Origin of the sequence: Pseudobutyrivibrio xylanivorans (assembly GCF_008935055.1) — a bacterium.
GTDB classification, from domain to species: Bacteria; Bacillota; Clostridia; order Lachnospirales; family Lachnospiraceae; genus Pseudobutyrivibrio; species Pseudobutyrivibrio xylanivorans_A.
Genome location: NZ_CP043028.1, coordinates 337,514 through 362,669, shown reverse-complemented (window position 1 = coordinate 362,669; position 25,156 = coordinate 337,514). Strand labels below are relative to the sequence as shown.

At 40.8% G+C, this 25,156-nt stretch carries 24 protein-coding genes, 6 tRNA genes and 2 pseudogenes; 28 read left to right on the top strand and 4 right to left on the bottom strand.

The genetic code is table 11. The features are described 5' to 3' along the window. Nucleotide 1 precedes the first annotated feature (1 nt). From def to FXF36_RS01630, 11 genes are all read left to right on the top strand, one after another. The gene (def, locus tag FXF36_RS01680; RefSeq protein WP_151622160.1) at nucleotides 2-493 is read left to right on the top strand and encodes a peptide deformylase; all 492 of its coding nucleotides are present in this window, start codon (nucleotides 2-4) and stop codon (nucleotides 491-493) included. Beyond that, nucleotides 494-1,429 (top strand): methionyl-tRNA formyltransferase, encoded by a 936-nt coding sequence (gene fmt, locus FXF36_RS01675; RefSeq protein WP_151622159.1) that lies wholly within the window; start codon nucleotides 494-496, stop codon nucleotides 1,427-1,429. Beyond that, nucleotides 1,416-2,681, top strand: coding sequence for a 16S rRNA (cytosine(967)-C(5))-methyltransferase RsmB (rsmB, locus tag FXF36_RS01670; protein ID WP_151622158.1), 1,266 nt, complete (start codon nucleotides 1,416-1,418; stop codon nucleotides 2,679-2,681). The genes fmt and rsmB overlap by 14 nt, the downstream gene beginning before the upstream one ends. Next, on the top strand, nucleotides 2,660-3,724 hold the full coding sequence (rlmN, locus tag FXF36_RS01665) for a dual-specificity RNA methyltransferase RlmN (protein ID WP_151622157.1): 1,065 nt from the start codon (nucleotides 2,660-2,662) through the stop codon (nucleotides 3,722-3,724). The genes rsmB and rlmN overlap by 22 nt, the downstream gene beginning before the upstream one ends. Beyond that, nucleotides 3,724-4,443, top strand: a complete 720-nt coding sequence (locus FXF36_RS01660; RefSeq protein ID WP_151622156.1) for a Stp1/IreP family PP2C-type Ser/Thr phosphatase — start codon at nucleotides 3,724-3,726, stop codon at nucleotides 4,441-4,443. Before rlmN ends, FXF36_RS01660 begins: the two co-directional genes overlap by 1 nt. A 28-nt stretch (nucleotides 4,444-4,471) precedes the next feature. Further along, nucleotides 4,472-6,340: a Stk1 family PASTA domain-containing Ser/Thr kinase gene (pknB, locus tag FXF36_RS01655; RefSeq protein WP_151622155.1), complete on the top strand. Its 1,869-nt coding sequence runs from the start codon at nucleotides 4,472-4,474 to the stop codon at nucleotides 6,338-6,340. 3 nt (nucleotides 6,341-6,343) lie between these two features. Beyond that, the gene (gene rsgA / locus FXF36_RS01650) at nucleotides 6,344-7,231 is read left to right on the top strand and encodes a ribosome small subunit-dependent GTPase A (protein WP_151622154.1); all 888 of its coding nucleotides are present in this window, start codon (nucleotides 6,344-6,346) and stop codon (nucleotides 7,229-7,231) included. A 39-nt stretch (nucleotides 7,232-7,270) separates the two neighbouring features. Continuing rightward, the gene (rpe, locus tag FXF36_RS01645) at nucleotides 7,271-7,924 is read left to right on the top strand and encodes a ribulose-phosphate 3-epimerase (RefSeq protein WP_151622153.1); all 654 of its coding nucleotides are present in this window, start codon (nucleotides 7,271-7,273) and stop codon (nucleotides 7,922-7,924) included. Further along, complete coding sequence (locus FXF36_RS01640; protein WP_151622152.1) at nucleotides 7,921-8,583, top strand: thiamine diphosphokinase; 663 nt, start codon at nucleotides 7,921-7,923, stop codon at nucleotides 8,581-8,583. Before rpe ends, FXF36_RS01640 begins: the two co-directional genes overlap by 4 nt. 25 nt (nucleotides 8,584-8,608) lie before the next feature. Further along, the gene (locus tag FXF36_RS01635) at nucleotides 8,609-9,319 is read left to right on the top strand and encodes a GDSL-type esterase/lipase family protein (protein WP_151622151.1); all 711 of its coding nucleotides are present in this window, start codon (nucleotides 8,609-8,611) and stop codon (nucleotides 9,317-9,319) included. Nucleotides 9,320-9,519: 200 nt separating this feature from the next. Further along, a complete protein-coding gene (locus FXF36_RS01630) occupies nucleotides 9,520-10,842 on the top strand; it encodes an IS4 family transposase (protein ID WP_151622150.1) in 1,323 nt (440 codons plus the stop codon). A gap of 458 nt (nucleotides 10,843-11,300) precedes the next feature. Here the strand turns inward: FXF36_RS01630 and FXF36_RS16190 are convergent, their stop codons facing one another. Continuing rightward, a complete protein-coding gene (locus FXF36_RS16190) occupies nucleotides 11,301-11,444 on the bottom strand; it encodes a hypothetical protein (RefSeq protein WP_155829907.1) in 144 nt (47 codons plus the stop codon). Further along, the gene (locus FXF36_RS01625) at nucleotides 11,445-12,890 is read right to left on the bottom strand and encodes a DDE-type integrase/transposase/recombinase (protein ID WP_151622149.1); all 1,446 of its coding nucleotides are present in this window, start codon (nucleotides 12,888-12,890) and stop codon (nucleotides 11,445-11,447) included. Between the two features lie 161 nt (nucleotides 12,891-13,051). Here FXF36_RS01625 and FXF36_RS01620 point away from each other — a divergent pair, with 161 nt between their 5' ends. The 15 genes from FXF36_RS01620 (at nucleotide 13,052) to abc-f (ending at nucleotide 20,605) form a co-directional block, all read left to right on the top strand. Then, entirely contained in the window at nucleotides 13,052-13,270 is a 219-nt protein-coding gene (locus FXF36_RS01620; RefSeq protein WP_151622148.1) for a cation transporter, read from the top strand. A 305-nt stretch (nucleotides 13,271-13,575) separates the two neighbouring features. Further along, entirely contained in the window at nucleotides 13,576-15,447 is a 1,872-nt protein-coding gene (locus tag FXF36_RS01615) for a heavy metal translocating P-type ATPase (RefSeq protein ID WP_151622147.1), read from the top strand. Between the two features lie 138 nt (nucleotides 15,448-15,585). Beyond that, nucleotides 15,586-15,942: an ArsR/SmtB family transcription factor gene (locus FXF36_RS01610; RefSeq protein WP_151622146.1), complete on the top strand. Its 357-nt coding sequence runs from the start codon at nucleotides 15,586-15,588 to the stop codon at nucleotides 15,940-15,942. A 281-nt stretch (nucleotides 15,943-16,223) separates the two neighbouring features. Further along, a tRNA-Pro gene (locus tag FXF36_RS01605) sits at nucleotides 16,224-16,298 on the top strand. Nucleotides 16,299-16,320: 22 nt separating this feature from the next. After that, nucleotides 16,321-16,391 (top strand) — tRNA-Gly (locus FXF36_RS01600). A gap of 26 nt (nucleotides 16,392-16,417) precedes the next feature. After that, nucleotides 16,418-16,491, top strand: a tRNA-Arg gene (locus FXF36_RS01595). An 8-nt stretch (nucleotides 16,492-16,499) separates the two neighbouring features. Next, nucleotides 16,500-16,573, top strand: a tRNA-His gene (locus FXF36_RS01590). Nucleotides 16,574-16,601: 28 nt separating this feature from the next. Further along, a tRNA-Gln gene (locus FXF36_RS01585) sits at nucleotides 16,602-16,673 on the top strand. A gap of 52 nt (nucleotides 16,674-16,725) precedes the next feature. Then, nucleotides 16,726-16,798 (top strand) — tRNA-Lys (locus FXF36_RS01580). Between the two features lie 102 nt (nucleotides 16,799-16,900). Further along, nucleotides 16,901-17,116: a DUF3791 domain-containing protein gene (locus tag FXF36_RS16895; protein ID WP_028248494.1), complete on the top strand. Its 216-nt coding sequence runs from the start codon at nucleotides 16,901-16,903 to the stop codon at nucleotides 17,114-17,116. After that, nucleotides 17,113-17,595 (top strand): DUF3990 domain-containing protein, encoded by a 483-nt coding sequence (locus FXF36_RS01570; RefSeq protein ID WP_151622145.1) that lies wholly within the window; start codon nucleotides 17,113-17,115, stop codon nucleotides 17,593-17,595. The genes FXF36_RS16895 and FXF36_RS01570 overlap by 4 nt, the downstream gene beginning before the upstream one ends. Beyond that, on the top strand, nucleotides 17,595-17,822 hold the full coding sequence (locus FXF36_RS01565; RefSeq protein ID WP_151622144.1) for a hypothetical protein: 228 nt from the start codon (nucleotides 17,595-17,597) through the stop codon (nucleotides 17,820-17,822). Before FXF36_RS01570 ends, FXF36_RS01565 begins: the two co-directional genes overlap by 1 nt. A 145-nt stretch (nucleotides 17,823-17,967) precedes the next feature. Then, complete coding sequence (locus FXF36_RS01560; RefSeq protein WP_151622143.1) at nucleotides 17,968-18,231, top strand: type II toxin-antitoxin system prevent-host-death family antitoxin; 264 nt, start codon at nucleotides 17,968-17,970, stop codon at nucleotides 18,229-18,231. Beyond that, nucleotides 18,224-18,526, top strand: a complete 303-nt coding sequence (locus tag FXF36_RS01555) for a type II toxin-antitoxin system RelE/ParE family toxin (RefSeq protein WP_151622142.1) — start codon at nucleotides 18,224-18,226, stop codon at nucleotides 18,524-18,526. The genes FXF36_RS01560 and FXF36_RS01555 overlap by 8 nt, the downstream gene beginning before the upstream one ends. A gap of 555 nt (nucleotides 18,527-19,081) precedes the next feature. Next, on the top strand, nucleotides 19,082-20,605 hold the full coding sequence (gene abc-f / locus FXF36_RS01550; protein WP_151622141.1) for a ribosomal protection-like ABC-F family protein: 1,524 nt from the start codon (nucleotides 19,082-19,084) through the stop codon (nucleotides 20,603-20,605). A gap of 44 nt (nucleotides 20,606-20,649) precedes the next feature. Here the strand turns inward: abc-f and FXF36_RS01545 are convergent, their stop codons facing one another. Continuing rightward, nucleotides 20,650-21,372, bottom strand: a complete 723-nt coding sequence (locus FXF36_RS01545; RefSeq protein WP_151622140.1) for a CPBP family intramembrane glutamic endopeptidase — start codon at nucleotides 21,370-21,372, stop codon at nucleotides 20,650-20,652. A 499-nt stretch (nucleotides 21,373-21,871) separates the two neighbouring features. On the opposite strand from FXF36_RS01545, the pseudogene FXF36_RS16980 reads away from it, so the two are divergent. Both FXF36_RS16980 and FXF36_RS16975 read left to right on the top strand, forming a co-directional pair. After that, nucleotides 21,872-22,273: pseudogene (locus tag FXF36_RS16980) on the top strand (flagellin); the annotation flags it as partial. A 996-nt stretch (nucleotides 22,274-23,269) separates the two neighbouring features. Next, a pseudogene (locus FXF36_RS16975) lies at nucleotides 23,270-23,845 on the top strand (flagellin); the annotation flags it as partial. A 78-nt stretch (nucleotides 23,846-23,923) separates the two neighbouring features. Here FXF36_RS16975 and FXF36_RS01530 read toward each other — a convergent pair. Next, a complete protein-coding gene (locus tag FXF36_RS01530) occupies nucleotides 23,924-25,156 on the bottom strand; it encodes a glycosyltransferase (protein WP_151622139.1) in 1,233 nt (410 codons plus the stop codon).

Below are 25,156 nucleotides of genomic sequence, written 5' to 3'. Positions count from 1 at the left end.
TATGGCACTTTTAGAAATCAGAGAATGGGGCAAGGATGATGTACTTTTAAAGGTTTGCAAGCCTGTAAAGCTTCTCACACCACGCCTTAAGACACTTATAGAGGATATGTATGACACAATGTATGATGCAGATGGCGTAGGCCTTGCAGCACCACAGGTAGGTGTGCTTCGCCGCATCTGTGTTATTGATATCGGAGAGGGTCCTGTAACCCTTATCAATCCAGAGGTTCTTGAAACATCTGGTGAGCAGACAGGCAACGAGGGCTGCCTTTCAGTTCCAGGAAAGACAGGTCAGGTTACACGTCCAAACTACGCAAAGGTAAAGGCGTTAAATGAGGATATGGAGGAAATCATCGTTGAGGGTGAAGGTCTCATGGCTCGCGCACTTCTTCATGAAATCGACCACCTTGATGGTCACATTTACACAGAAAAGGTAGAGGGTGAGCTCTATGATGTGGAAGACTTGATGGAAGAGATAGAAGAGGAAGAGTAAATGAAAGTCGTTTTCATGGGTACACCGGATTTCGCGGTGGAGACATTAAAAGCAATATATGAAGCTGGTCATGAGGTTATTCTTGCTGTATCTCAGCCAGACAAGCCAAAGGGACGTAGTGGAAAGCTTCAGCCTACTCCAGTGAAGGAGTTTGCAATGGAGCATGATATTCCAGTTTTCCAGCCAGTAAAAATCAGAGCTGAGGAGGCTGTAGAGGAACTTCGTAAATACGAAGCAGATGTATTTGTGGTTGCAGCCTTCGGTCAGATTTTGCCAAAGGTGATTCTCGATATGCCACGACTTGGCTGTGTAAATGTTCACGGTTCACTTCTTCCAAAGTATCGTGGCGCAGCTCCAATTCAGTGGGCCGTTATCAACGGAGAGAAAGTCTCTGGAAACACTACAATGCTTATGGGACCAGGTCTTGATGATGGTGATATGCTTCTTAAATCAGAGATAGAGCTTGTAGCAGACGAGACAGGCGGAAGCCTTTTCGATAGGCTTGCAATTGACGGTGGAAAGCTTGCTGTCAAAACTATCGAGGCTCTTGATAGAGGCGAAATTACACCTGTTCCACAGGATGAGTCTCAGGCTACCCACGTTGGCATGATTTCAAAAGACATGGGCAATATCGACTGGACCAAGCCAGCCATTGAAATTGAGCGTCTTATTCGTGGCCTTAATCCATGGCCATCTGCGTTCTCATTTATAGATGGTAAGCAGATGAAATTCTGGAAGGCTAATGTCGTAGAAAAGTCAGGTGAGCCTGGCACTATCATAGATGTAAATAAAAACGTATTTACGGTAGCTTGCGGTGCAGGTGCTCTTGAAGTTGAAGAGCTTCAGCTTGAGGGTAAGAAACGCATGGCAGCAGGTGATTTCCTTAGAGGATACCAGCTTGAAGCAGGTAAGAGGTTTGTAAATGGCAGGGATTAATATCAGAGAAATTGCAGCTGATACATTAGTAGAAATCTTGGAGCATGGCCAGTTTTCTCACATATATTTAAAGGCGGTTTTGGATAAGTATGGCTATCTTGAAAAAACTGAGAGAGCCTTTTTGAATCGCTTGGTGAATGGTGTAGTTGAAAGAAAAATTGAGCTCGATTATATAATCGATAATTATTCAAAAACCAAGGCTAAAAAGATGAAGCCATTCATCAGAACTATCATGAGAATGGGCGTCTTCGAGATTTACTATATGGATTCTGTTCCAGATTCTGCCACCTGCAATGAATATGTTAAGCTTGCTAAAAAGCGAAGCTTTGCAGGACTATCTGGCTTTGTAAATGGAGTTTTACGCAGTATTGCCAGAGGTAAGGGACAGATATCCACAGAGGATTTGTCGATAAAGTATTCAATGCCTCAATGGATTGTGGACAAATGGACTAAAGACTATGGCAAGGAAGTAACCGCGCAGATTCTCGAGGAATTTTTCACCGAGGAAAAGCTTTGTATCCGCGTCAATCGAAAGCTTGATGAGGTGGAGCTGGCGAAGCGTCTTGCTAATAATGGCATCACCTATGAGAAGTCAGATTTACCTCATGCAGGATATATTTCAGGATATGATTCGGTGGCATCGATTCCTGAGTTTAATGAGGGATTGTTCTACGTGCAGGATTATTCTTCACAGCTGGTAGCGCATGTAGCCCAGGCTAAGCCTGCAGACAATGTTATTGATGTGTGTGCAGCTCCTGGTGGCAAGGCACTTCATTTTGCAGAAATTTTAACTGATGGGCAGGTTTTAGCCCGAGATTTAACGGATGTTAAAATAGGGCTTATAAACGAAAATATTGCCAGAGTTGGTGCAAAGAATGTCGCAGCTGAGAAGTGGGATGCCACAGTTTTAGATGAGGATTCAATTCGTAAATACGATATCGTAATTGCGGATTTACCATGCTCCGGTCTTGGCATAATTCGAAAGAAACCGGACATTAAATATAATCAAACAGAGGAATCTCTTACAGAGCTTTCAAAGCTTCAGTCACAGATTCTAGACAATGTTTGTCAGTATGTTAAGGAGGCAGGTACGTTGTGCTATAGCACCTGCACCATTAACAAGGATGAAAACGAAAATCAGGTAGAAGCATTCTTAACCCGTCACCCAGAATTTAAGGTGCAGGAAATGAAGCAGCTTTTCCCTGACAGCAAACACGATGGATTTTTTATATGTGTAATGAGAAAGAATTAGTTGATATCAGATCATTAAATTTAACAGAGCTTACCGATTTTTTGGTGGAGGATTTACATGAGCCAAAGTTTCGTGCGAAGCAGCTCTATCAGTGGATGCATCAGCATCTTGCCCTTGACTATGACGAGATGAAAAATATACCAAATTCTCTTAAGGACAAGCTGAAGGAGAGCTGTACCTATCGTCCACTTGAAAAAATCGATTTGCAGATTTCCAAAATCGACGGCACAAGGAAGTACCTTTTTGAACTGGAAGATGGGCAGATGGTAGAGAGCGTCTGGATGAGCTACAAGCATGGCAATTCCGTATGCATTTCTTCTCAGGTAGGCTGTAAAATGGGCTGCCGTTTCTGTGCATCAACACTTGATGGATGGGTTCGAAATCTGACTCCAGCAGAGATGCTTGGCCAGATTTATGCCATTCAGCGAGATACAGGGGAGCGCGTGTCGAACCTTGTGGTTATGGGCACTGGCGAGCCTATGGACAACTACGACAATATCGTTAAATTTGTCAGAATGCTGTCCGATGAAAATGGTCTTAACATTTCCCAGAGAAACATCACTGTTTCAACCTGTGGAATTGTTCCAAGAATAAAGCAGTTGGCAGAGGAGGATTTGACAATCACTCTTGCAATCTCGCTTCACGCACCTAATCAGCAGAAGCGTGCGGAGCTTATGCCAATTGCAAACAAGTACGATATTCATGAGGTTATTGAGGCCTGTGAGTACTACTTCAACAAAACTGGAAGACGAATCACATTTGAGTATTCGCTTGTTTCCGGAGTCAATGACAGGGACCAGGATGCTGAGGAATTAGGTCAGCTTATTGGCCATTTGAACTGCCATGTAAACCTGATTCCTGTGAATCCAATCAAGGAGCGAGACTTCGAGAGTCCATCCATGGACAGAGCCTACGCCTTCCAAAAAAAGATTGAAAAATATGTGAATAATGCTACTATTAGAAGAGAAATGGGTCGCGACATTGACGGGGCCTGTGGGCAATTAAGGAAGAGGCATGCAGATGCTTCGAAAGGGACTAATTAATGATAAGTTGTGGTATTACTGACGTTGGTATAGAGCGCAAGGTCAATCAGGACACTGTTTATACCAGCGACAGCCGAATTGGTAACTTACCGAATCTATATATTGTCGCGGACGGCATGGGTGGAGAGCTTGCTGGCGATTACGCTTCAGCCAAATGCGTCGAGATGGTAGTTGATGGTGTTGCAAATTCTAAAGACTCAGAGCCTGTGAAAATTCTAGAACAGGCAATTCAATCAGCAAACCAAATAATAAATACTGAATCCAAGAGTGACCCAGGTAAGGCAGGAATGGGTACAACTTTGGTTATTGCCACTATCATCGATGGTCATCTTTATGTTGCCAATGTTGGTGATAGCAGGCTTTATGTGACCACTTCCAAGAAGCTTTTACAGATTACAAAGGATCACTCTGTTGTTGCCGAGCTTGTTCGCACTGGTGAGTTGGATGAGGACGATGCCAGAAATGACAAGCGCAAGAACATGATTACAAGAGCGGTCGGTGCTGAAAACAGAATCAGCCCAGACTATTTTGATGTTGCTCTAAAGGGTGGAGAGAGTATTCTGCTCTGCTCAGACGGTCTTACCAATATGGTGGAAGACCAGGAGATTTATTCAGTCATCACCTCCGATAGTAGTTTGGAGAACAGGGCCAAGACATTGGTTCGCATGGCGAATAGCAACGGTGGAAAAGATAATATTTCAGTCATTATTATAGAATAAACATTTTTGTTTAGTAAAAGGAGAATACATGATTACACAAGGCGTATTTATAGCTGATAGATATGAAATTATCGATAGAGTTGGTTCTGGCGGAATGTCAGATGTTTATCGTGCAAAGGATCACATCCTTGGTCGTGAGGTAGCTATCAAAATCCTTAAGCAGGAGTTCTCTGAGGATGCAACTTTTGTTGCTAAGTTCAGAACAGAGGCTCAGTCAGCCGCTGGTTTGGAGCATCCAAACATCGTTAATATCTACGATGTAGGCTCTGAAAATGGTATGTATTTCATCGTTATGGAATATGTTGAGGGTATCACTCTCAAGACTTATATTGAAAAGAAGGGACAGCTTAATTTCAAGGAGGCTATCTCTATTGCTATTCAGGTTGGTCGTGGTATCGAGGCTGCTCATCAGAAGGGCATTATTCACCGTGATATCAAGCCTCAGAATATTATCATTTCCACAGAGGGCAAGGTTAAGGTTACAGATTTCGGTATTGCCCGTGCCGCAAGCTCAAATACTATCCACGCTGATTTGATGGGTTCTGTTCATTATTCATCACCAGAGCAGGCTAGAAATGGTTTTGTAGATGGAAAGAGCGATATCTATTCACTTGGTATCGTTATGTATGAGATGGTTACAGGCCGTGTGCCATTTGATGGTGACAACACTGTAGCAATTGCTATTCAGCACCTTCAGGAGGAGATGGTTGCACCAAGCGCGTACGCACCAGACCTTCCTATTTCCCTTGAGAAAATCATCCTCAAGGCCACAATGAAGAAGGCAGACAGAAGATACGCAACTATCTCTGATATGCTTATGGATTTAAAAAAGGCACTCGTTAGTCCAAACGAGGACTTCGTTACAATAGTTGAGTCTGATTTGGGCCAGACAAGAGTTATGACCAAAATCACTCCTGAGGAGGACCAGAGTCTTTCTCGCCGTGCAGCAGAGGCACTCACCTTCAACGACGATTACGACGATGAAGAAGAGTACTATGACGATGACGACTATTATGATGACGATGACTATGATGATGAGGATGATGAGGCCGATTCAAAGATGGATAGAATTCTTACCATCTCAGGTATCGTAGCTGCAATTGCTATTGTTGCAATTCTTGTTGCTATCATTGGAAATATCAGCGGTCTTTTTAGCTTTGGCTCAAAGAAGGTAACAATGATTAATGTTGTTGGCACACAGTACGAGCAGGCGGTTGAACAGCTTGGTGAGCTCGGTGTCAAAGAAGATAACATCGTTGTTTCTTACGAGGAGAATGATTCTGATGATGGAACAGTTACAAATCAGTCTGTTCCAGAGGGCAAGCAGTTTTCATTGAATGATACTCTCAGACTTACAGTTGCTGGCAAAGAATCATCAGGTGATTCATCAGATTCAGGAAAGTCAGGCAGCTCAAGCTCTAGTGAGTCAAGCACTTCTGGTGATACTGTTGCAGTTCCTAGTGTTGTTGGTCTTACTCAGGCAGATGCAACACAGACACTTAGCAATTCATTTATCACTGTTACAAGCACAAGCCAGGAATTCTCTGATGAAGTTCCATCAGGCAGTGTTATTAGCCAGTCAATCGAGGCAGGCGAGATGGTTGCAAAGAATTCAAGCATTACACTTGTAATCAGCAAAGGTAAGGAAGAGGTTACATACAACTATAGCATCCAGAATCCATATGATGGTGAGTGCACATACGAAATCGCTGAAATTGGAAAGTCTGGTACTATTCCAAAGAATGGTGCTATAAATATTTCAGAGGTTAAGGTAGATACACTTACAGTTACTCTTACTTATACACCACTTTATCTTTCTGGTGATGGAACAATGAAGCCTAATCCAAATGCAACAGAAACTTCAACTCAGGCAGTGAAGGGAACACCAAACAATTAATTTATGGTTGGAAAAATTATTAAAGGCATTGCCGGCTTCTACTATGTTCAGGTGGAAGGTTCTGGCGTATATGAGTGCAAGGCCAAGGGTGCCTTCAGAAAAGATAAAATAAAGCCTCTTGTTGGAGATGACGTTGAAATAGACGTCATCTCTGAGGAGGAGATGACGGGCAATGTTATCAGCATTCTCCCTCGCAAGTCTGAGCTTATCAGACCTGCTGTGGCGAATGTTGACCAGGCATTGCTCATTTTTGCAACTAAAAGTCCTGAGCCAAATCTCAATCTTTTGGACAGATTCCTTTGTATGATGGAAGAGCAGGAGCTACCAATTACCATCTGCTTTAACAAGGACGATTTGGCTGATGAGGGATTTGAGCAGCAGATGCGCAAGACTTACGAGCCAGCAGGCTACCAGGTGATATTCACAAGTGCTAAGCAGGAGGCAGGCATCGAAAAGATTAAGTCAATCCTTCATGGAAAGACTTCTACTGTGGCAGGCCCATCAGGTGTTGGAAAGAGTTCAATAGTAAATCTTCTCACAGAGGGACAGAACATGGAGACTGGCGAGGTTTCCGAAAAGATTGGACGTGGCAAGCATACCACACGCCACTCTGAGCTTTTGTATTTGGGTGATGATACCTATATTATGGACACCCCAGGTTTTTCTTCGCTTTTTGTTCCAAAGGTTGAGCCAGTGGATTTATATACTCTTTTTCCAGAGTTCATCGAACCGGCAGGAAATTGTCGATTTACGGGCTGTGCTCATCACAAGGAGCCTGACTGCGGAGTGAAGGCTGCGGTGGAATCAGGCGAGATTGCAGCCAGCCGCTACGAGAATTATCTTCAGATATACTCTGAGATGGTTAACGAGCAAAATAATAAATACAGATAATATATTAAGAATTTATTCAGATAGGAGACTATAGACGCTATGGAAAGATGTCTGGCACCATCAATTTTATCAGCAGATTTCGGAATTATTAAGGAGCAGCTTGAGCTTATCGACCAGGCGGGAGCTCAATACGTTCATTTTGATGTTATGGATGGTGTGTTTGTGCCAAGTATCAGCTTTGGCCTTCCAGTCCTTAAGTCAATCCGCAAATATACTGACAGACTCTTTGATGTTCATCTTATGATTGTTGACCCTGAGCGTTACGTAAAGGATTTTGCCGATGCAGGAGCAGATATTATCACTGTTCATGCGGAGGCATGTAAGCATTTGGATGCTACAATTGATTTGATAAAGAAAAATGGTGCTATGGCAGGTGTTGCAATTAATCCAGCTACACCAATTTCGAACATTGCCCATGTCCTTGAAAAGGTGGATATGGTGCTTATCATGACTGTTAATCCAGGCTTCGGCGGACAGAGCCTTATTCCATACACTATTGATAAGGTTAGAGAGCTTTCAGAGCTTTGTCGTCAGAAGAAGCTTAAGATTGATATTGAAGTTGATGGTGGAATCAACAAGGATACTATTGATGATGTGCTTGATGCAGGAGCAAACATCATAGTGGCAGGCTCTGCTGTATTTAACGGTGATGTTAAGGCAAATGCTGAGGCATTATTGGAGAAAATGAAATGATTTATATGATTGTTGCCGGTGGCAATGTAGATATCGAATTTACAAAGGGATTCTTCAGAGAGTTTGATGGAATCCCTTTGTTTGTTATTGCCTGTGATAAGGGCTATGAGGCCTGCGAGGAAATGGAGATTCGTCCAAATCTTGTTGTAGGAGATTTTGATTCAGCAGGGGGCTCTGCGGCTGATAGAGCCAAGGAAGCAGGCATAGAGGTAGTTCAGTTGAATCCAATTAAGGACGACACCGATACAGAGGCTGCCCTTGATATTGCTATTGGACGAAGCACCAAGTACGACGAGATTTATCTTCTTGGAGCATCTGGCACAAGGCTGGACCACACAATGGGAAATATCGCTCTTCTCGGCAAGGGCTTAGTAAATGACAGAGTTGTAATATTGCAAGACCCTCATAACAGGATTGAGATGATTACTGCTGGAGAAACCTATGCTATCCTTGCAGATGACCAGTTTGGAAAATACGTCTCGGTATTTCCATATATGGGGCCGGTGAGGGGACTGAAGATGAAGGGGTTCAAATATCCACTTGAGGATTGCAAGCTGGAAGGATTTAACACGCTGACTGTTAGCAATGAGCTGGAGGATTATGAGGGAATCATTACAATAGAGAAGGGGTTCCTTATTGTCATGCAGACCAGGGATTAATAATTCGAAAACTATAGGTGAGAATATGAATGTTGCGAAATTCATGAGGGGATTATTCCAAAGAAAAATGGTTGTTTTATTAGTAGCAATAGTGTTGCTTTTTGCTGTGCTATATAATGCGGGGATGTTTGGTGGTACGGACAAGCGTGTCAGGATAACATGCGTGGGTGACAGCATTACCTACGGAAGTGGTGTTTTAAAGACACGTGAGATTGATTGTTACCCTGCACAGCTTCAGACTATGCTTGGCACTACATATCTGGTTTCGAACTTTGGCTTGCGGAACGCTACTGCCTCAGCAACAGGGGATTTACCATACATGCAGTCGCAGGAATATAAGGATTCATTGGAGTCAAAGCCTGACATTGTAGTTCTGATGCTTGGCACCAACGATGCAAAAACCTATAACTGGAACCCTAAAGAGTATGAGAAGGGATTGCAGGAATTAGTTGAAAGCTATAAAGCGCTTTCAAGCAAGCCGACGGTTTATCTCATGCGAAGCCCATATTGTTACGCAATCAATGAAAATGGTGAAGCAGAGTATAGTATTCAGGCTGACGTCGTAACAGGTGAGCTTGGAGATATCGTAACCAAGGTTGCTGGTGAGACAGGAGTAGAAGTTATCGACTTGTTTGCAGTCACCGAGGGGCAGGACGACCTATATACAGATGGAATTCATTTTAATGCAGATGGATATTCGCTGATAGCAGATACCGTATATGAATATGTTAAATAATTGTTACTGTGAATCAATGTCATTAAGTTAAGATGTTTTGAGTTAGATTCTTTATAGGGTCTAACTCTTTTTTTATAAAGAATAGTTGACAAAGCTACTCAAAAGTGCGGCCGCTCTCACTACTGATTGCATTAATTAGAAGTAGTGAGAGCGGCCCTTGAAATTAACAAGACGTAAACGTTGATTTCAAGGAGGTTGCTATGAACTATTCTGTTACTGTAAAAAACTATTTGATGTCTGATATCGATGCTATGGCATCAACACCAGAAGCCTATGCGTTGAATCCAGGAAAGGACTTTACCCGGCATAGAAAGATATCGTTTAAAGATCTTGTCTTACTGCCTATTACCATGGAAGCTGGAACCATGAGACATGAGCTGTATAAATACTTTAACTACCAGGAAGATACACTGTCCAACTCTGCATACTGTCAACAACGCAACAAGCTAGCCCCAGAAACATTCAAATCACTTCTACAACGCTTCAATTCCCATTTTCCTCCCGCTCCGTATAAAGACAAGTATCAGTTAATGGCTGCTGATGGTTGTACTTTTACCTTTACCCGAAATCCGGAAGATACCATATCATTCTATGGGCCGGATGGTAAATCAACTAAAGGCTTTAACCAAATCCATACAGTTGCTTTGTATGACTTAATCAGCAGATACTATGTTAACGCTAAAATTCAGCCAATCAAAAAGAAAAATGAATTTAAAGCATTGGCAGAACTAATAGACGAATACGAACATCACGACCTCATGCCTATATTTATAGCAGACAGAGGGTTCTTTGCGTATAACGTTTTTGCGCATGCAATAGAAAATAAATCTTTTTTTCTCATTCGTGCAAAGGACAAAAACATGATGCGTTTAACCGGTTCTTCCATCGATGAACTTCCAGATGATCTTGATATAAGTGTAACTCGAATTCTTACTCGCTCAGCTTCGAAGAAAAACAGAAAGCAACCAGATAAACCTGATGCGTACAGGTATATATGCAAAGCTGTTAGGTTTGACTATCTTCCTGAAGGATCAAAAGATGAATACGAAATAACTCTTCGTGTTCTACGCTTCAAGATAACTGATCCTTCCTACGAAAACATAGTGACTAATCTTCCTGTTGAAGAATTCTCCGCAGATGATATAAAAGATCTCTATAACTTACGCTGGGGAATTGAAACATCTTTCAGGGAGCTCAAACACATCCTCGGAACTGGTAATTTTCGATCTAAAAAAAGAGAGTATATAGAGCATGAAATTTGGGCCAAACTAATTCTTTACAATTTCTGCTCAGTAATCACTCAACATGTAGTTTTCAAAAGGGCAAAGCGAAAGTATGAATATCAAGTCAATTTCACAGTGGCATTCAATGCATGTCATTACTTTATCCGCATAAAAAATGGAGATTCCCCACCAAATATAGAAGGCCTGATTAGGCAGAACATACTCCCCATCAGGCCTGGTAGGAATTATGCCCGCCAGCATAGATTCCAAATACCTGTCAGCTTTGCTTACAGGTTCTAAAAGATCATAAGTAGTATACATCTTTATGAGGCAGATGAAAATCTGTCTATTTTGCGTGCTCTTCTTTACTCAATTATTATGTTTCATCCTAATTTTAACGATGAAACTCTAGGAAACACCTTAATTCATCTTCAATAACGCACTTTCTTTCCCCTTAACTAAATGACATTGACTGTGAATAGTAACAATTAATGCCTAGTTGCTTTCAAAACTTGAGAGTGCAACTGGGCATTTTTTATGTTGACTTTTTTATTTTATGGAGTTATATTTATATCAACATATGAACAGATATTCAAATGTTCAAATAAATACATGAGAGGTTATAGACGATAGTGTCAAATGATCTATGAAAAAACTGGGTCAAAAAAATAGGCTCAGATTGAACCTTGAAAATGTAGATATGTAGGTTGTGGTAACCTGACGCCACCCTTGACAGCACAAAAAATAACTGCTGTAGGTTAATCACCGACGGCGAAGAACTCAAGAACAATTAGATTTTCTCCGTCGATTTCAGCAGTGTAGCAGTTATTTTTTGTGCCATCAAGGGCAAGCCGCTGAAGCGGTGGCTGGGTTATTACCTCAGGCTCAGAATCTAAGAACAATCAGCTGGCTGCCTGAAGTTCCATGATTTTTTGCTGACCAAAGTAAATCATGAGCTGCCACTTGGCAGGCATGTTCTCAGCTTTGGATAGTATGTCATCAACTACTGGTGGTTTGAAGTCATTGAACTTATGAGGCCTCAGGAAGTTATAGTAGGCAACCCACAAAGTCAGATCATAGTTAGCGCCATCGTAGTTATCAAACCCATTAGTGATTCGATAAGATGCCTTATAGGTGCGGTTAAGACGCTCAATCATCTGTTTAAAAGGGCGGTATTCTTTGGACACTTCATCGTTGTTCTGGAGACCGATGACCTGTGTGATCTCAAACTTGAATCTGTCACCGAACTGCCTAAAGAACTGTTGGGCTGCAAGCGGATACGCACTATACCCATCAGCGATAAACTTGAAATTTTTGGGAAGCTCAGACATACCTTTGAATGCCATTCTCATTGCAAGGATGCATGGACCTACGCCACGGTTGTCAGATACCTGATAACCGATGATGGCTCTGGTAGCAGCATTCAGAATAAGCCAGACATAACCTTTGATGCCGCGCACCTTTATGTACGTTTCATCCGCAGCAAAGACATTGCCTTTCTCATAAGGGTAATTGTCAACAAAAGGTTTTATACAGATGGCAGCTGTCTTACAGTAGTTAGCAACCTGCTGATGAGATATAGATATCCCATACAAATCAGATAATGCCTGTCTTGTTTTTCTCAAAGACAGTCCGAGATTGACATGGAACGTAAGGCACAGGGACATGATGTGGGCGTTGTGCTTGCTGAATTTAAGTGAGGATGCATTCTTTGGAAGAGAGTTCAGATCCATCTTAAAAAAATCTATCGAGAATTCGCGATAGATGTAGTGAAGCTTGTATTTATACTTGCCATTCTCTTCGGATAGATCCTCTTTATCGACTTTTTTAAGGTTGCTGAGATAGTAAGGACATTTGGGATTAACACACTTATGGATGGCGAAGTGCTTACGGTCTTTTATACGTACAAGAGTATGCTGGCAGTGAGGACATTTTAAAGATAACTGTTTATCAAAGCGATTGTCCTCAGGCGTAAAAGTAGTCTGGCAGATCTTACACATGAGCTGTCCAGCTTTACCATTGTTCTTGTAGAGATATGGCTGTGGTGCATGACATGATGGACAAGAACATTCCTCCGGGATATCGCATTCTGAACGTCTTTTGATTGGTTTAACGGGTTTGCCATAGCGCTGAGTATAGTAGTTGTTAAGGTCCTTCCAGTCCCAGTCCTGATGATAATAGACAATCTTAGGAAGTTCATCCACTTTGAACTTTTGATATTTGGGAGAATGTGAGTCATCGAAAGCCCACTGTTTGAGCGGTATATATCTGCAGATGAAGTTAATAAGCCAGCAATTCTGTTGATAGAGTTGGTGGATGATTTCAAGTAAATAAAGTATAATGTTCATGAGCATTGAGTCCTTTTCGGAGATGTTGATTTGGTCGTTGACATTATACCAAAAAGGGAGGTCAATGCTCTTTTTATTTTGAACTCCCGATAAATCAAGGTTTTAGAACTAAAAATGGGTAGTGAATTTGACACTACCTTATAGACCTTAAGGAGGAAAATATGAAGAAGAATTACAAAATCGAAGTTGATTGCGCAAACTGTGCAAATAAGATGGAAGAGGCTGCAAAGAACACAGCTGGTGTTGCTGATGCAAGCGTTAATTTCATGGCTCTTAAAATGAGCGTAGAGTTCGAAGAAGGTGCTGATGTTAAGGCTGTAATGCAGGATGTTCTCAAGAATTGCAAAAAGGTCGAGGACGACTGCGAAATTTATATCTAATTTCGTTTATTGATAAGCTGGCCTGTGACAAAAAATAAGCCTGTAGCAGACAATCTCTTAGAACTCTGGATACACACCGCCAGTTACGCATACAAGCCTTGGTATTACTCTCCTATGTAAGCTTCGCTTACTAGACCACAAAAGTTGATTACTAAAGTAATCATCCTTTTGGGATCATTTGTCGCGAGATTGGCTCCTTGAGTAACACCAAGAGCTAGTCTGCTACTGACTATGGAATTCTATGCAAGAGTTAACTAAGATTGCTTGCAAAAAGGGAACTATTCTCGCAATAAGAAAGGTACGACATGAACAAAAAGCAGAAGAAGGTTTTAATTAGAATAATAATCGCAGCAGTGTTGATGGTGGCGTTGCTTTTGCTACCACTGGAGGAAGAAAGCATCCTCAGATTTGTGCTGTTTTTGGTGCCTTATTTAGTTATTGGATATGACATCCTTAAGAAGGCTTTTAAGGGAATCAAAAATAAGCAGGTATTTGATGAGAACTTCCTTATGGCTGTAGCGACTATCGGTGCAATGGCTCTCGGTGAGTATACTGAAGGTGTAGCTGTTATGCTTTTCTATCAGATTGGAGAATTGTTCCAGTCTTATGCAGTTGGAAAGAGTCGTAGAAACATTTCTGCATTGATGGACATCAGACCTGACTTTGCTAATATCATGGAGGCAGGCCAGCTTGTACAGGTTGATCCTGATGAGGTTGAAATTGGTACGGAGATAATTGTTCAGCCGGGCGAGAAAATTCCAATTGATGGCGTGGTTGTGGATGGAAGTGCAACTCTTGATACAGCAGCTCTCACGGGCGAGAGCGTGCCTAGAAGTGCTAAAATCGGTGACGAGGTTATCTCAGGCTGCATTAACATGTCTGGCGTGCTTACAATCCGTACGACAAAGGATTTCGGCGAATCAACCGCCTCAAAGATTTTAGATTTGGTAGAGAATGCTTCATCTAAGAAGTCAAAGCCAGAGAATTTTATTTCAAAATTTGCAAGGGTTTACACACCGGTGGTATGCTATTTGGCTTTAGGTTTGGCAGTCTTACCACCGATTGTCTGCCTGATTTTAGGCATGGATCCAATGTGGTCAAAGTGGGTTTATAGAGCACTTACATTTCTAGTAATCAGTTGTCCATGTGCCCTTGTAATCAGTATTCCCCTTACATTTTTTGCGGGAATCGGTGGCGCAAGTCACGAGGGTGTGCTTGTAAAGGGCTCGAATTATCTCGATATGCTTTCTAAGACTAAAATCGTTGTCATGGATAAGACAGGCACTTTGACCGAGGGCGTTTTCCAGGTTACGAAGGTTTCACCTACAGATATTTCTATGGATGAATTACTTGAAAAAACAGCTATGGCTGAGGTATTCTCTAATCATCCAATTTCACGAAGCCTGAAAGAGGCATATGGAATGCCAATCGATTCTGCAAAGGTTACTGATGTTGAAGAAGTGGCTGGCGCAGGAATCAAGGCTGTTGTTGCAGGTGTAAATGTAGCCGCCGGAAATGAGAAGCTTATGACTTCTTTAGGCTTGGATGTGAAGCCTGTTGAAGAGCCTGGAACTGTTATTCACGTTGCTTTCGATGAAAAATATAAGGGTTATATTCTTATTTCAGATAAGCTCAAGCCTACTTCAAAAGAGGCTATTGATGTTCTGAAGCGTGCTGGTGTCAGAAAGACTGTTATGCTTACAGGTGACAGCAGACATGTGGCAGAAATAGTGGCAAAGGAGTTAGGGCTTGATGATGTTTATTCAGAGCTTCTTCCAGCTGACAAGGTGACAAAGGTCGAAGAGCTTCTGAGCTCGAAAAACGACAATGAACAGCTTTTATTCGTTGGTGACGGTATAAATGACGCTCCAGTGCTTTCAAGAGCGGATATTGGTGTTGCAATGGGCGCGTTGGGCTCTGATGCAGCTATCGAGGCAGCGGATGTTGTCCTTATGGATGATGATCCAAAGAAAATTGCAAAGGCAATTGGCATTTCCAGAAAATGCATGCGAATTGTTTACGAGAATATCTATTTTGCCATCGGAATCAAGGTTGCTTGTCTTATCCTTGGTGCAATTGGAATTGCTAATATGTGGTTTGCTATCTTTGCAGATGTTGGCGTAATGGTTATCGCAGTGTTAAATGCGATACGTGCGTTGCGTGTCCGTAACGTGTAGTATAAACTAGTCGATGACCGATGAGTCCTGTAGCAGACAATCTCTTAGAAATCTTCCAAGTACATGTAGTGCTTGGAAGATTTACTAGGGATTGACTGCGTGACAGGCTATAGTTTAAAGAAAGAATGGGATATACAAATGGTTAAACATGCTGAGTGCTGTGATGAGCAGTGCGTTCATAAAAATTTAGTTGAAAAGGTTTTAAACGAACTTCCAGACGAGGACGCTCTTTACGATCTTGCAGAGCTTTTTAAGGTTTTTGGAGATAGCACAAGAGTAAGAATATTGGTGGCTTTGTTTGAATCTGAATTATGCGTGTGTGACATTTCAGAGAGTCTTGGTATGACCCAGTCAGCTGTTTCACATCAGCTTCAGATACTGCGTAGCAGTAAGCTGGTTAAAAGCCGCCGCGAGGGTAAGCAGATTTACTATAGCCTCGCCGACGAGCACGTAGTAACAATCATCGCCCAGGGATTATCGCATATATTAGAATAAGCCGTAGGATAACAATATAATTGTTGCTGGTAGCTATTTTAAAGTCGGTAGACAACAAGCTAATAGGTGTCTCAAGCGAAACATGTAGTTGAGCGGAGATACCTATTGCTTGTAGGCGTAACCGACGTGTGTCAGAGTTGTCGGAATATCAGATATTTTGTTATAAAATCTAACAATTAAATTTGAAAAAAGTTGTTGACATTAACCGGGTTCTAATATATACTTCTTTTTGTTCGCGAGAGAGATACGGAAGTAACGGAACAGCGAATAAATAAACACTTCGGGGTGTGGCTCAGTTTGGCTAGAGCACCTGGTTTGGGACCAGGGGGTCGCAGGTTCGAATCCTGTCACCCCGACTTGGAAATTAAATAAGCACATGCGGGTGTGGTTCAATGGTAGAACATCAGCCTTCCAAGCTGAATACGTGGGTTCGATTCCCATCACCCGCTTTTTATTTTCCAATATTCAGTAATATGTGTCAGTAGCTCAGCTGGATAGAGCAACGGCCTTCTAAGCCGTGGGTCGGGGGTTCGAATCCCTTCTGGCACATTTATATGGTGGGTGTGGCACAGCTGGTTAGCGCGTCGGATTGTGGTTCCGAAGGTCGAGGGTTCGAACCCCTCTACCCACCCTGTTGCGATAGCAACTTATCAAAACAATGGGCTATCGCCAAGCGGTAAGGCACCAGATTTTGATTCTGGCATTCGCTGGTTCGAATCCAGCTAGCCCAGTTTCGATGTCTATGCCTTTTTATTTTAGGCGATGCACTCAACAATTTAATATGGGGTTGTAGCTCAGTTGGTAGAGCACCTGACTTTTAATCAGGTTGTCGGGAGTTCGAGCCTCCTCAGCCTCAGCAATGAAAGCCTTCAGACTTTTGTCTGGAGGCTTTTTCTTTTATGTAGGAATCTGTTATATTATTTATGTAGGAGTTAATTTAACAAAGGAGATTAAATAGATGAATCAAGAATCTTTTTCGTTTGTAATCTACATGATTCATGCTTGTGCTAATAAGTGGGGGAAACTACCATCCGAGGTTTATACTATGCTTAGTAGTGTTGATTGTATAAATAATTATTTAGTTAAGCATTTTGATATAATTCATACTCAAAGCACGTCCTATGTTATTGATGACATTACAGATTATTTAAATGCAAGAGGTGTTAAAATATGATTGTTTACCATGGCGGAATTGATGTAATTAAGAAGCCAGATATTAATCACTCATATAGACCATTAGATTTTGGTAAAGGCTTTTATATTACTACAGTTAAGGAACAGGCTGAAAAATGGGCTAGAAGAAAGGCTGATATCTTTAATAAGGATGTGTCTATAGTTAACTGTTACGAACTGAAAGCTGATTATGATTCCTTTAAGGTAAAAACATTTCCTGATGATTTGATAGAGTGGATAGATTTTGTATGCTCATGTAGAGATGGAAATGAAGAATACAAACAATATGATATCATCATTGGAAAAGTAGCTGATGATAAGGTTTTTAGAGTTGTAGATATGTATCATCAAGGCATCTGGGATAGAGATAGAGCTTTGAAAGAAATCAAGGTATATGAAACTTATGACCAGATAGCTTTTATATCGCAAAAAGCTATAGATAATCTTTTGACTTATAGTTCTTCATATGAGGTTAAATAATGGATGATAAGGTATTAGAACAGGTATATCAAGAAAACTTGGAAGAGAGATTGATTTCTTATATAGCAAAAGAAAACAATGTTTCTCTAGAGAAAGCAATGGCTATCTATTATGGCAGTAAGCTTTCAAATAAAATAAATCAAGGCAAGGAAGGAATGCAGTATCTAGACTACAAGGTACTTGCGGATATATTAAAAGAGACCGAACCAGAGTTGTTTGAAAAATAGTCTTCAATATGAAGGCTATTTTTTATTGGTGACAATTTGTCACTGGTTGAAACTGCAATATGTAAGTAAAATAGGATTTTAAGTAAAGATATATACAGTGCAGCATAATTATGCTACAATAAAGTTAAATAAGGAGGTAGTTATTATGCCAACAATTATGCCTATACGAGATTTAAGAAATACAAGTGAAATATCAGAAATTGCACATAGACAAAAGGAGCCTATTTTTATCACTAAAAATGGATATAGTGATCTTGTGGTTATGAGTGCAGAATTGTACGAGAAGTTTGCAAGAGAAAATCGAATAGATCAGGCTATTTTTGAAGCAGAGCAGGAGTTTGCTGAAACAGGTAAGACAGTAGATGCAAAGGAAGCATTTGCAGAATTGGAGAAAAAGTATTTTGAATAAGTATACTGTGGAATTAATGCCAAGAGCTTATAGGGATATTGAGGAAATATATGCTTATATTGCTTATGAAAAGTTGTCTCCTGAAAATGCAAAAGGACAGATTGATAGAATAAAGGAAGCTATACTTGGACTCGATACATTGCCTGAATCTCATCAAGATAGGATTACCGGTAGATATGCAGGTAAAGGATATAAACAACTAATAGTTGATAATTATATTGCTATATTTAGAATTGATGAAGAAAAGATGAGAGTACTAGTGGTGACTGTGCAGTATCAAGGAAGAAATATTTAATAAATCTTGGTTTAACCTAAGGTTTAACTTAAAAATGCAGATGCTAAAAATTCCTTTCTTTTAGTATTTTGTGGGGCTATAAATCAGTTCGAGCCTCCTCAGCCGAACTGAAAGCAGAAAATCTTACATTCATCTCGAAAGTTTAAAAAGAAGGCATAGGAAAAGCGTGAAAGATTTAATTACGTCATGATTGATTCAATTTAGTCAAATGATGGTAAAATGACTAAATTAAAGCTGCTGATGACAAGATTTATAGATGTGTATTGTGCTTTTTGTTGCACATCTCTAGTGCTAGTATTATACTTAAGAAAATAAGAGAAGGAACACACAGGTTTTGTGTGAGGGTGAGGGAATGATAATTAGATAGTTTGATTTGAGTAAACACATATTATTGGGCCTGAGGACAGGCTTGTTTGTGCGCGCTTAAATTGGATTATCGCTTATTTATCCTTTCACATTACCACCTGGTATATATAGGATTATTTAGTGAGTCTGTTTTTGCGTGGGCAAGAGCAGGCTTTTTTTAACGTATTCCTCGGGGGACTGGAGGTTTTTATGGCACAAATTAATGTTACGAATCTTACATTTGCCTATGAAGGCAGCTTTGATGATATTTTTGAGAATGTATCTTTCTCTGTGGATACAAACTGGAAATTAGGTTTTATTGGAAGAAATGGTAAGGGGAAAACCACGTTCCTTAATTTATTGCTAGGGAAATATTCTTACCAGGGCAGTATTTCTACTAACGTGGTTTTTGATTATTTCCCCTATAAGGTTAGCGGTGATGATTTGGAAAAAACTGCTGAGGAGCTGATGGAGAAATGGAAGCCATCGGTGGAAAGCTGGAGGGTAATGTGTGAGCTTCCGATGCTTTCTATAGATGCAGAATTATTGTACAGACCATTTAAGACATTAAGCTTTGGGGAACGAACCAAGGTGATGTTGGCGGTATTATTTTCTGGAGAAAATGATTTCTTGTTAATTGATGAGCCTACAAATCATCTTGATATGGAAGCACGAGAAATAGTTAAAAAATACCTGACTTCCAAGAAGGGATTTATTCTTGTGTCCCATGATAGAGACCTGCTGGATGCATGTATCGACCATGTGCTGGTGCTTAATAGAGCATCAATAGAAGTCCAGACTGGGAACTTTTCAAGCTGGTGGGAAAACAAGGTTAGAGCGGATACTTTTTCGAAGAACGAAAACGAAAAGCACTTGAAGGAGCTTGGAAAACTCAAAGCTGCAGCAGACAGATCTTCTAGGTGGGCAGATAAAAGTGAAGCTACCAAGATAGGTTATGACCCAATCAAAGAAACGGATAGATCTATAAGCACAAGGTCATATATTGGCGCTAAAACAAAGAAGATGCAAGCTAGAGTGAAAAGTTATGAGAAACGAATGGACCGTGAGATAGCAGAAAAAGAGGGGCTGCTGAAGGATATAGAGGAGCCAATCGATTTAAAGGTAATGCCGATGGAGCATTACAAGAAAAGGCTGATTGACTGTAAGGGATTATCGCTAAGATACAATGATGGTGGTACTCCAGTTATTGAAGAGCTAAGCTTTGAACTTCTACAGGGACAAAGACTGTTTTTATCAGGTGAAAATGGAAGCGGAAAATCAACGTTAATAAAAGTCATCTTAGATAAGGCTGGTTATGGAGATGCTTCAAATATCATACTGGGTGGAGAGATTTCTGTGGCGCCTAATCTGGTTGTTTCCTATATAACTCAGGACACTTCTCATCTAAAGGGGAGCCTAAAGGAGCATGCAGCGCAAAAGGGTTTAGATTATAGTTTGCTGCTTTCTATATTGCGACAGTTGGATATGAGCAGGGTTCAGTTTGAAAAGAATATTGAGGACTTTTCAGAGGGACAGAAGAAGAAGGTGCTTATAGCAGGAAGTCTTCTTACATCAGCACATCTTTATATTTGGGATGAGCCACTTAATTACATCGATGTATTTTCGCGAATGCAGATAGAAAAGCTGATTGAAGAATATCAGCCTACAATGCTAATTGTTGAGCATGATGTGAGATTTAGGGAAAAGCTGGCCACCAAAGAAATAGTACTTTGAAAGCAGGAAAAAGCCTTTAGAATCATTGACTCTAAAGGCTTTTTTTACTGATTTATAATTCCAAACAAAAATGCGGTTACACCCAGGAACCAGTGTACAATCCATACTCCAAGGACTGTATTTTGCTTTTCGTAGATGATTCCAAGTACACCGCTTAGGATGGCTGCGCCAATCATGAACCAAATGCCGTACTCAATGTGGAACACTGCAAAAACGATAGATGAGTGGATGATTGAGTAGGTGACCTTGTGTTTTGTGGCGCAAACACGTTTGAGGTTTGTCTGCATTACACTTCGTGCGGTGAATTCCTGAATAAATGCAGTGAACAAATATGCTACCTGATAAAGATTGAAACGGCGGATATCAAAGAAGCCATGCTCAGTTTGAAACAAGGTTGGATCGTAAAGCTGACCTACGTATTTAATCACTGCAAGGATTACAAATGAAATGGCACAAATAATAAGTGATTCCTTAATAATTTTCTTAGGATTGTCTGTCATGAGACCCAGGTCTTTCCAAGACACACTTGTGTAGCGCAATCCTGCTAGGCACATTAATACAGCCAGCAAATCCACAGCCTGAGTCATATATGAAGTTGGAAATGGTCTGCCAAGGTACTCCCATAAGGCGTAGAACATTACCCAGAAGCCGACTCCCGTCAAGAGGATGGCTAGAACTATTGATGCATCACGAAACTTTTGCTCCATGAGCCTTGAGTGTTCATAGGCATGATTAATAGAAGTAATTGATATTTCCTTAGTATTCATTTTTCTAAATTATTCCCCTTAAAAATTGCAGTTCACATTCTAACATCATTTTTGAAATAAGGCATCCCAAAAATACACATCTGTTCCTATTTCAACAGCATTTGTCAACAGGTGCTTAATTCCAATGTGGGTTCTATTTTTTTTCGCCACACTTCTAAAGTTTTTTTGACCCACTCCGATAATTAAAGTAGATGGAAACAGTAATACAAGAAAAAAACAGTATTTTGTTATCCATCCAGGCAGTTGTTTTTCAAAATCGCGCGGAAGAACGACTGGCCTAAACAGCAGCTTTACAATTGAATAAAGCTCGTTATACTACTTAGTTTCTTACCTTGATAACCTGGGAAGTTGGCCCTTCCTTTGTTATATAGATACGGACTGTTGCCTAAAGTATGTAGCATTCCATATCATTAAATTTTATGAAATTAACAATTAACGATGCGCTTTAAGCGCCTCTTATGAATGGAATCTTAAGAGTATCTACAAGGAGGTAGAAATTATGGTAGTACAACACAATATGCAGGCAGCTAATGCTTCAAGAATGTTAGGTATAACAACAAACGCACAGTCAAAGACTTCAGAGAAACTTTCTTCTGGATTTAGAATCAACAGAGCAGCAGACGATGCAGCAGGACTTTCAATTTCTGAAAAGATGAGAAAGCAGATTAGAGGCTTGGATCAGGCATCTACAAATGCATCAGATGGTATTTCTTCAGTACAGACAGCTGAAGGCGCACTTACAGAAGTACACGCCATGCTCCAGAGAATGAACGAACTGGCAGTTCAGGCGGCCAACGGAACTAACAGTGGAACAGACAGACAGTCTATCCAGGATGAAATTGATCAGCTTACATTGGAAATTGACCGTGTAGCAGAGACAACAAAATTCAACGAAACATATCTATTGAAAGGTGACCCAGAAGGCACAAAAGTCACTAAAGCCGTTAACGCACACGACGCTGGACTTGATGGAAAACTCACTGCAAATGGTAAGGGCGAAACAACCTTCGCACTTAACGAGCGCTTGAAAGATGGACAGCAGGTAACAATTGGTGGCAAGGTATACAAGATTGGTATCGGTAAGTCGGAAGACAGCTACTACGATGCAACAAAGCTTGGTACTACAGCCGCTAGAGTTGGAGATTCAATTACTGTAGATGGCAAGGATTATGTACTTACAAGCAAGGTTAAGTCTACAGATATAACATCGACAGCAACATACACACCTCAGTCAGGAGATTTAATTACTACAAAGGATGGCACTGTATATCAGTACTATGTACATGATAACAATGGTGTTAATGGACCAAAGAATGTATCTACTGGCTGGTATGAAAAGGCAACATTCAAGGATACCGCACTTTACGAGCAGGAAGGACATAAGAAGAGTATCGGAACAATTGCAGTTGAGGGCAGTGTAATCAGACTTAAGGATAAGCAGGCAGAAAATGGTATGACAACCTTTGAAATTACTAAGAATCTTGGTGAGGGAGAGGTTTCAACCTGGAAGCTTGGTTCTGATGGTAAGATTACAATGAATCAGTTTAAGCAACGTGCAACCAATTCATCATCAGCTAATAACATTGCGGCTGGAGATACAATCATAACAAATGGCGAGGTAACAACAGCTGTTGTAGGAGATTATATTCCTACAAAGCTGGCTGATGTATCGAAAGCGATTGGCGCGTTATCGGCTGACACAAACGGTGGCACTATCAAGGTCACAATTTCTGATATCGATGGCAATAACAAGGTTACTTACACAGTAGTCGAGAACTCTGATATGGAGCAGCCAAGCGAAAATTATCTTACACGAGGCAGTATCGTTGGACTACTCAAAGAAGGACAGCGTGTAGAATTCAAGAACGGTGCAGATACTGTCAAGTATACTGTTGCAGGTGTTGATTCAGAGGATGAGAACAATATTTCTACTCAGCATGCATATGCATTAATGGCTGAGGAGTTGCAGAAAGCATCATCTGTCGGAACTGACACGGAGGCTAAGGTAACAAACAATAATGATGGAACCTTCCTCATCAAGCAGGGTACTGTAAGTTACGCAAGCTCGCTGACATTTAATCTTCACGTAGGTGCTGACGCTGATATGACAAATAAGATTAATGTAGAGATCAACACAATGAACGCAGCGTTCCTCGGTATCAAGGGTCTTAATGTTGCAGACGAGACAGGTATCTCAGCAACATATGCCATCGACGGAATATCAGATGCCCTCGCTAGAGTATCAGCTCAGAGATCACTTCTTGGTGCAGTCCAGAATCGACTCGAGCACTCAATTGCAAACTTAGATAACGTAGTTGAAAACTCTACTGCTGCTGAATCACGAATCCGTGATACAGATATGGCTGATGCAATGGTTACATACAGCAAGAACAATATTCTTGCTCAGGCAGGCCAGTCAATGCTCGCACAAGCAAATCAGTCTACACAGGGAGTTATGTCAATTCTTCAGTAATAGCGTGGCCAAACGCAAAAGGTACTTTCAAGTACTATCCACAAAAATTGGGACCCTTCGGGGTCCCTTTTTTCACACCTAAATGTGTAATGATTCAATTCCAAAAGTATTTTTTATAATTCCTTTGAGCTGCTCCTTTGTAGCAGCAGCTTCTTTTATGTTTCCTTCAGCCTCCAGCTTTTTAATCTCAGCCAGTATGGTTTCTTCCAACTTATACATTTCATCAAATTTCTGAGGGTCAGAATCTATTATCACTAAATAAAGTCGTACACTATCCACAAACTTTTTTGCGAATACATCCATCAGGAAAACGCCGCCCTGCTTGAAGGTCAGGTCCTGAATTTTAGCGAGCTTCTCATAGGCGGTAAGATAGAAGTCTGCTGTAATTCTGCAATCGGAATATTGTTCCTGTAGGAAAAGTATCTGAGTAGCTATCAGTGCGATTTTCGCTTTTGCCAAATCATATATTTCGTCAGAAGCTATGTATTGATTGTACAGCTCAAGCGCTTCATCCCATCGTTGAAGATTAAATAAGGCTAATGCCTGGCCAGATGCAAATGAACCACGATATCTTTTTACATCATTGTTATCCACCTGATAGGTGCGGGCTATTGATTCTTTGCAAAGCTCAAGTAAATCTTCGAAGTAATCAATACCAGCATATTCCTGCGCAAGCTGATATGACCAGCGGAAATTGTCAGGGTCTTCGGCCATCATCTCTTTTAGTAGAGGGATGTTTCGCATGGAATGCTTGATATTATCCTCCTGAGTCGTGTACACATAGCCAAAATGACCAGCATGTACTGACATAATGACAGTATTGCCCTTCTTAGGCTCGATGTATTCGTGAACCTTTCCTACAAAATGGGTCTCAGGTGTTACCTTGCACATTCTGATTACTTCGATATCGGTGTATTCTTTACCTTCAAAGTCCTGATAATTACGCTGAAAATAGCCGCCAATCACGTAGTTTAATACGTCTTTACCTTTGAAGAATGAGACAATGTTTTGTGGTTCGATAAACCATTCGTCATCGTCTAAAAATAAAAACATCTTACCATTGGCTTGATCCAACTGGAAATTCCTGGCGGCTGCAAAGTCATTGCACCACTGAAATTCGAAAATCTCATCAGCATATTTCTCTACGATGGCTCTGGTTTCAGGGGAACAGCCAGTGTCCACAACCTGAATTTCAGAGTCAATAGCTTTTCGAATAGGCATCAAAGATTTTAGGCAGCGCTCGGTAGTTTCGGCTCTGCCACAGCATAAAAGACCTATGGTAAGAAGTTTGGTTTTAGGTTTATTATTCAT

Coding starts and splice junctions, on each gene's coding strand:
- FXF36_RS16895 (WP_028248494.1), top strand. CDS start 16,901: ATGAATCAAGAATCTTTTTCGTTTGTAATCTACATGATTCATGCTTGT.
- FXF36_RS01560 (WP_151622143.1), top strand. CDS start 17,968: ATGCCAACAATTATGCCTATACGAGATTTAAGAAATACAAGTGAAATA.
- abc-f (WP_151622141.1), top strand. CDS start 19,082: ATGGCACAAATTAATGTTACGAATCTTACATTTGCCTATGAAGGCAGC.
- FXF36_RS01615 (WP_151622147.1), top strand. CDS start 13,576: ATGAACAAAAAGCAGAAGAAGGTTTTAATTAGAATAATAATCGCAGCA.
- FXF36_RS01545 (WP_151622140.1), bottom strand. CDS start 21,372: ATGAATACTAAGGAAATATCAATTACTTCTATTAATCATGCCTATGAA.
- FXF36_RS01640 (WP_151622152.1), top strand. CDS start 7,921: ATGATTTATATGATTGTTGCCGGTGGCAATGTAGATATCGAATTTACA.
- rlmN (WP_151622157.1), top strand. CDS start 2,660: ATGTGTAATGAGAAAGAATTAGTTGATATCAGATCATTAAATTTAACA.
- FXF36_RS01530 (WP_151622139.1), bottom strand. CDS start 25,156: ATGAATAATAAACCTAAAACCAAACTTCTTACCATAGGTCTTTTATGC.
- FXF36_RS01610 (WP_151622146.1), top strand. CDS start 15,586: ATGGTTAAACATGCTGAGTGCTGTGATGAGCAGTGCGTTCATAAAAAT.
- fmt (WP_151622159.1), top strand. CDS start 494: ATGAAAGTCGTTTTCATGGGTACACCGGATTTCGCGGTGGAGACATTA.
- FXF36_RS01565 (WP_151622144.1), top strand. CDS start 17,595: ATGGATGATAAGGTATTAGAACAGGTATATCAAGAAAACTTGGAAGAG.
- pknB (WP_151622155.1), top strand. CDS start 4,472: ATGATTACACAAGGCGTATTTATAGCTGATAGATATGAAATTATCGAT.
- rpe (WP_151622153.1), top strand. CDS start 7,271: ATGGAAAGATGTCTGGCACCATCAATTTTATCAGCAGATTTCGGAATT.
- FXF36_RS01620 (WP_151622148.1), top strand. CDS start 13,052: ATGAAGAAGAATTACAAAATCGAAGTTGATTGCGCAAACTGTGCAAAT.
- FXF36_RS01660 (WP_151622156.1), top strand. CDS start 3,724: ATGATAAGTTGTGGTATTACTGACGTTGGTATAGAGCGCAAGGTCAAT.
- rsmB (WP_151622158.1), top strand. CDS start 1,416: ATGGCAGGGATTAATATCAGAGAAATTGCAGCTGATACATTAGTAGAA.
- def (WP_151622160.1), top strand. CDS start 2: ATGGCACTTTTAGAAATCAGAGAATGGGGCAAGGATGATGTACTTTTA.
- FXF36_RS01570 (WP_151622145.1), top strand. CDS start 17,113: ATGATTGTTTACCATGGCGGAATTGATGTAATTAAGAAGCCAGATATT.
- FXF36_RS01635 (WP_151622151.1), top strand. CDS start 8,609: ATGAATGTTGCGAAATTCATGAGGGGATTATTCCAAAGAAAAATGGTT.
- FXF36_RS01625 (WP_151622149.1), bottom strand. CDS start 12,890: ATGAACATTATACTTTATTTACTTGAAATCATCCACCAACTCTATCAA.
- rsgA (WP_151622154.1), top strand. CDS start 6,344: ATGGTTGGAAAAATTATTAAAGGCATTGCCGGCTTCTACTATGTTCAG.
- FXF36_RS01630 (WP_151622150.1), top strand. CDS start 9,520: ATGAACTATTCTGTTACTGTAAAAAACTATTTGATGTCTGATATCGAT.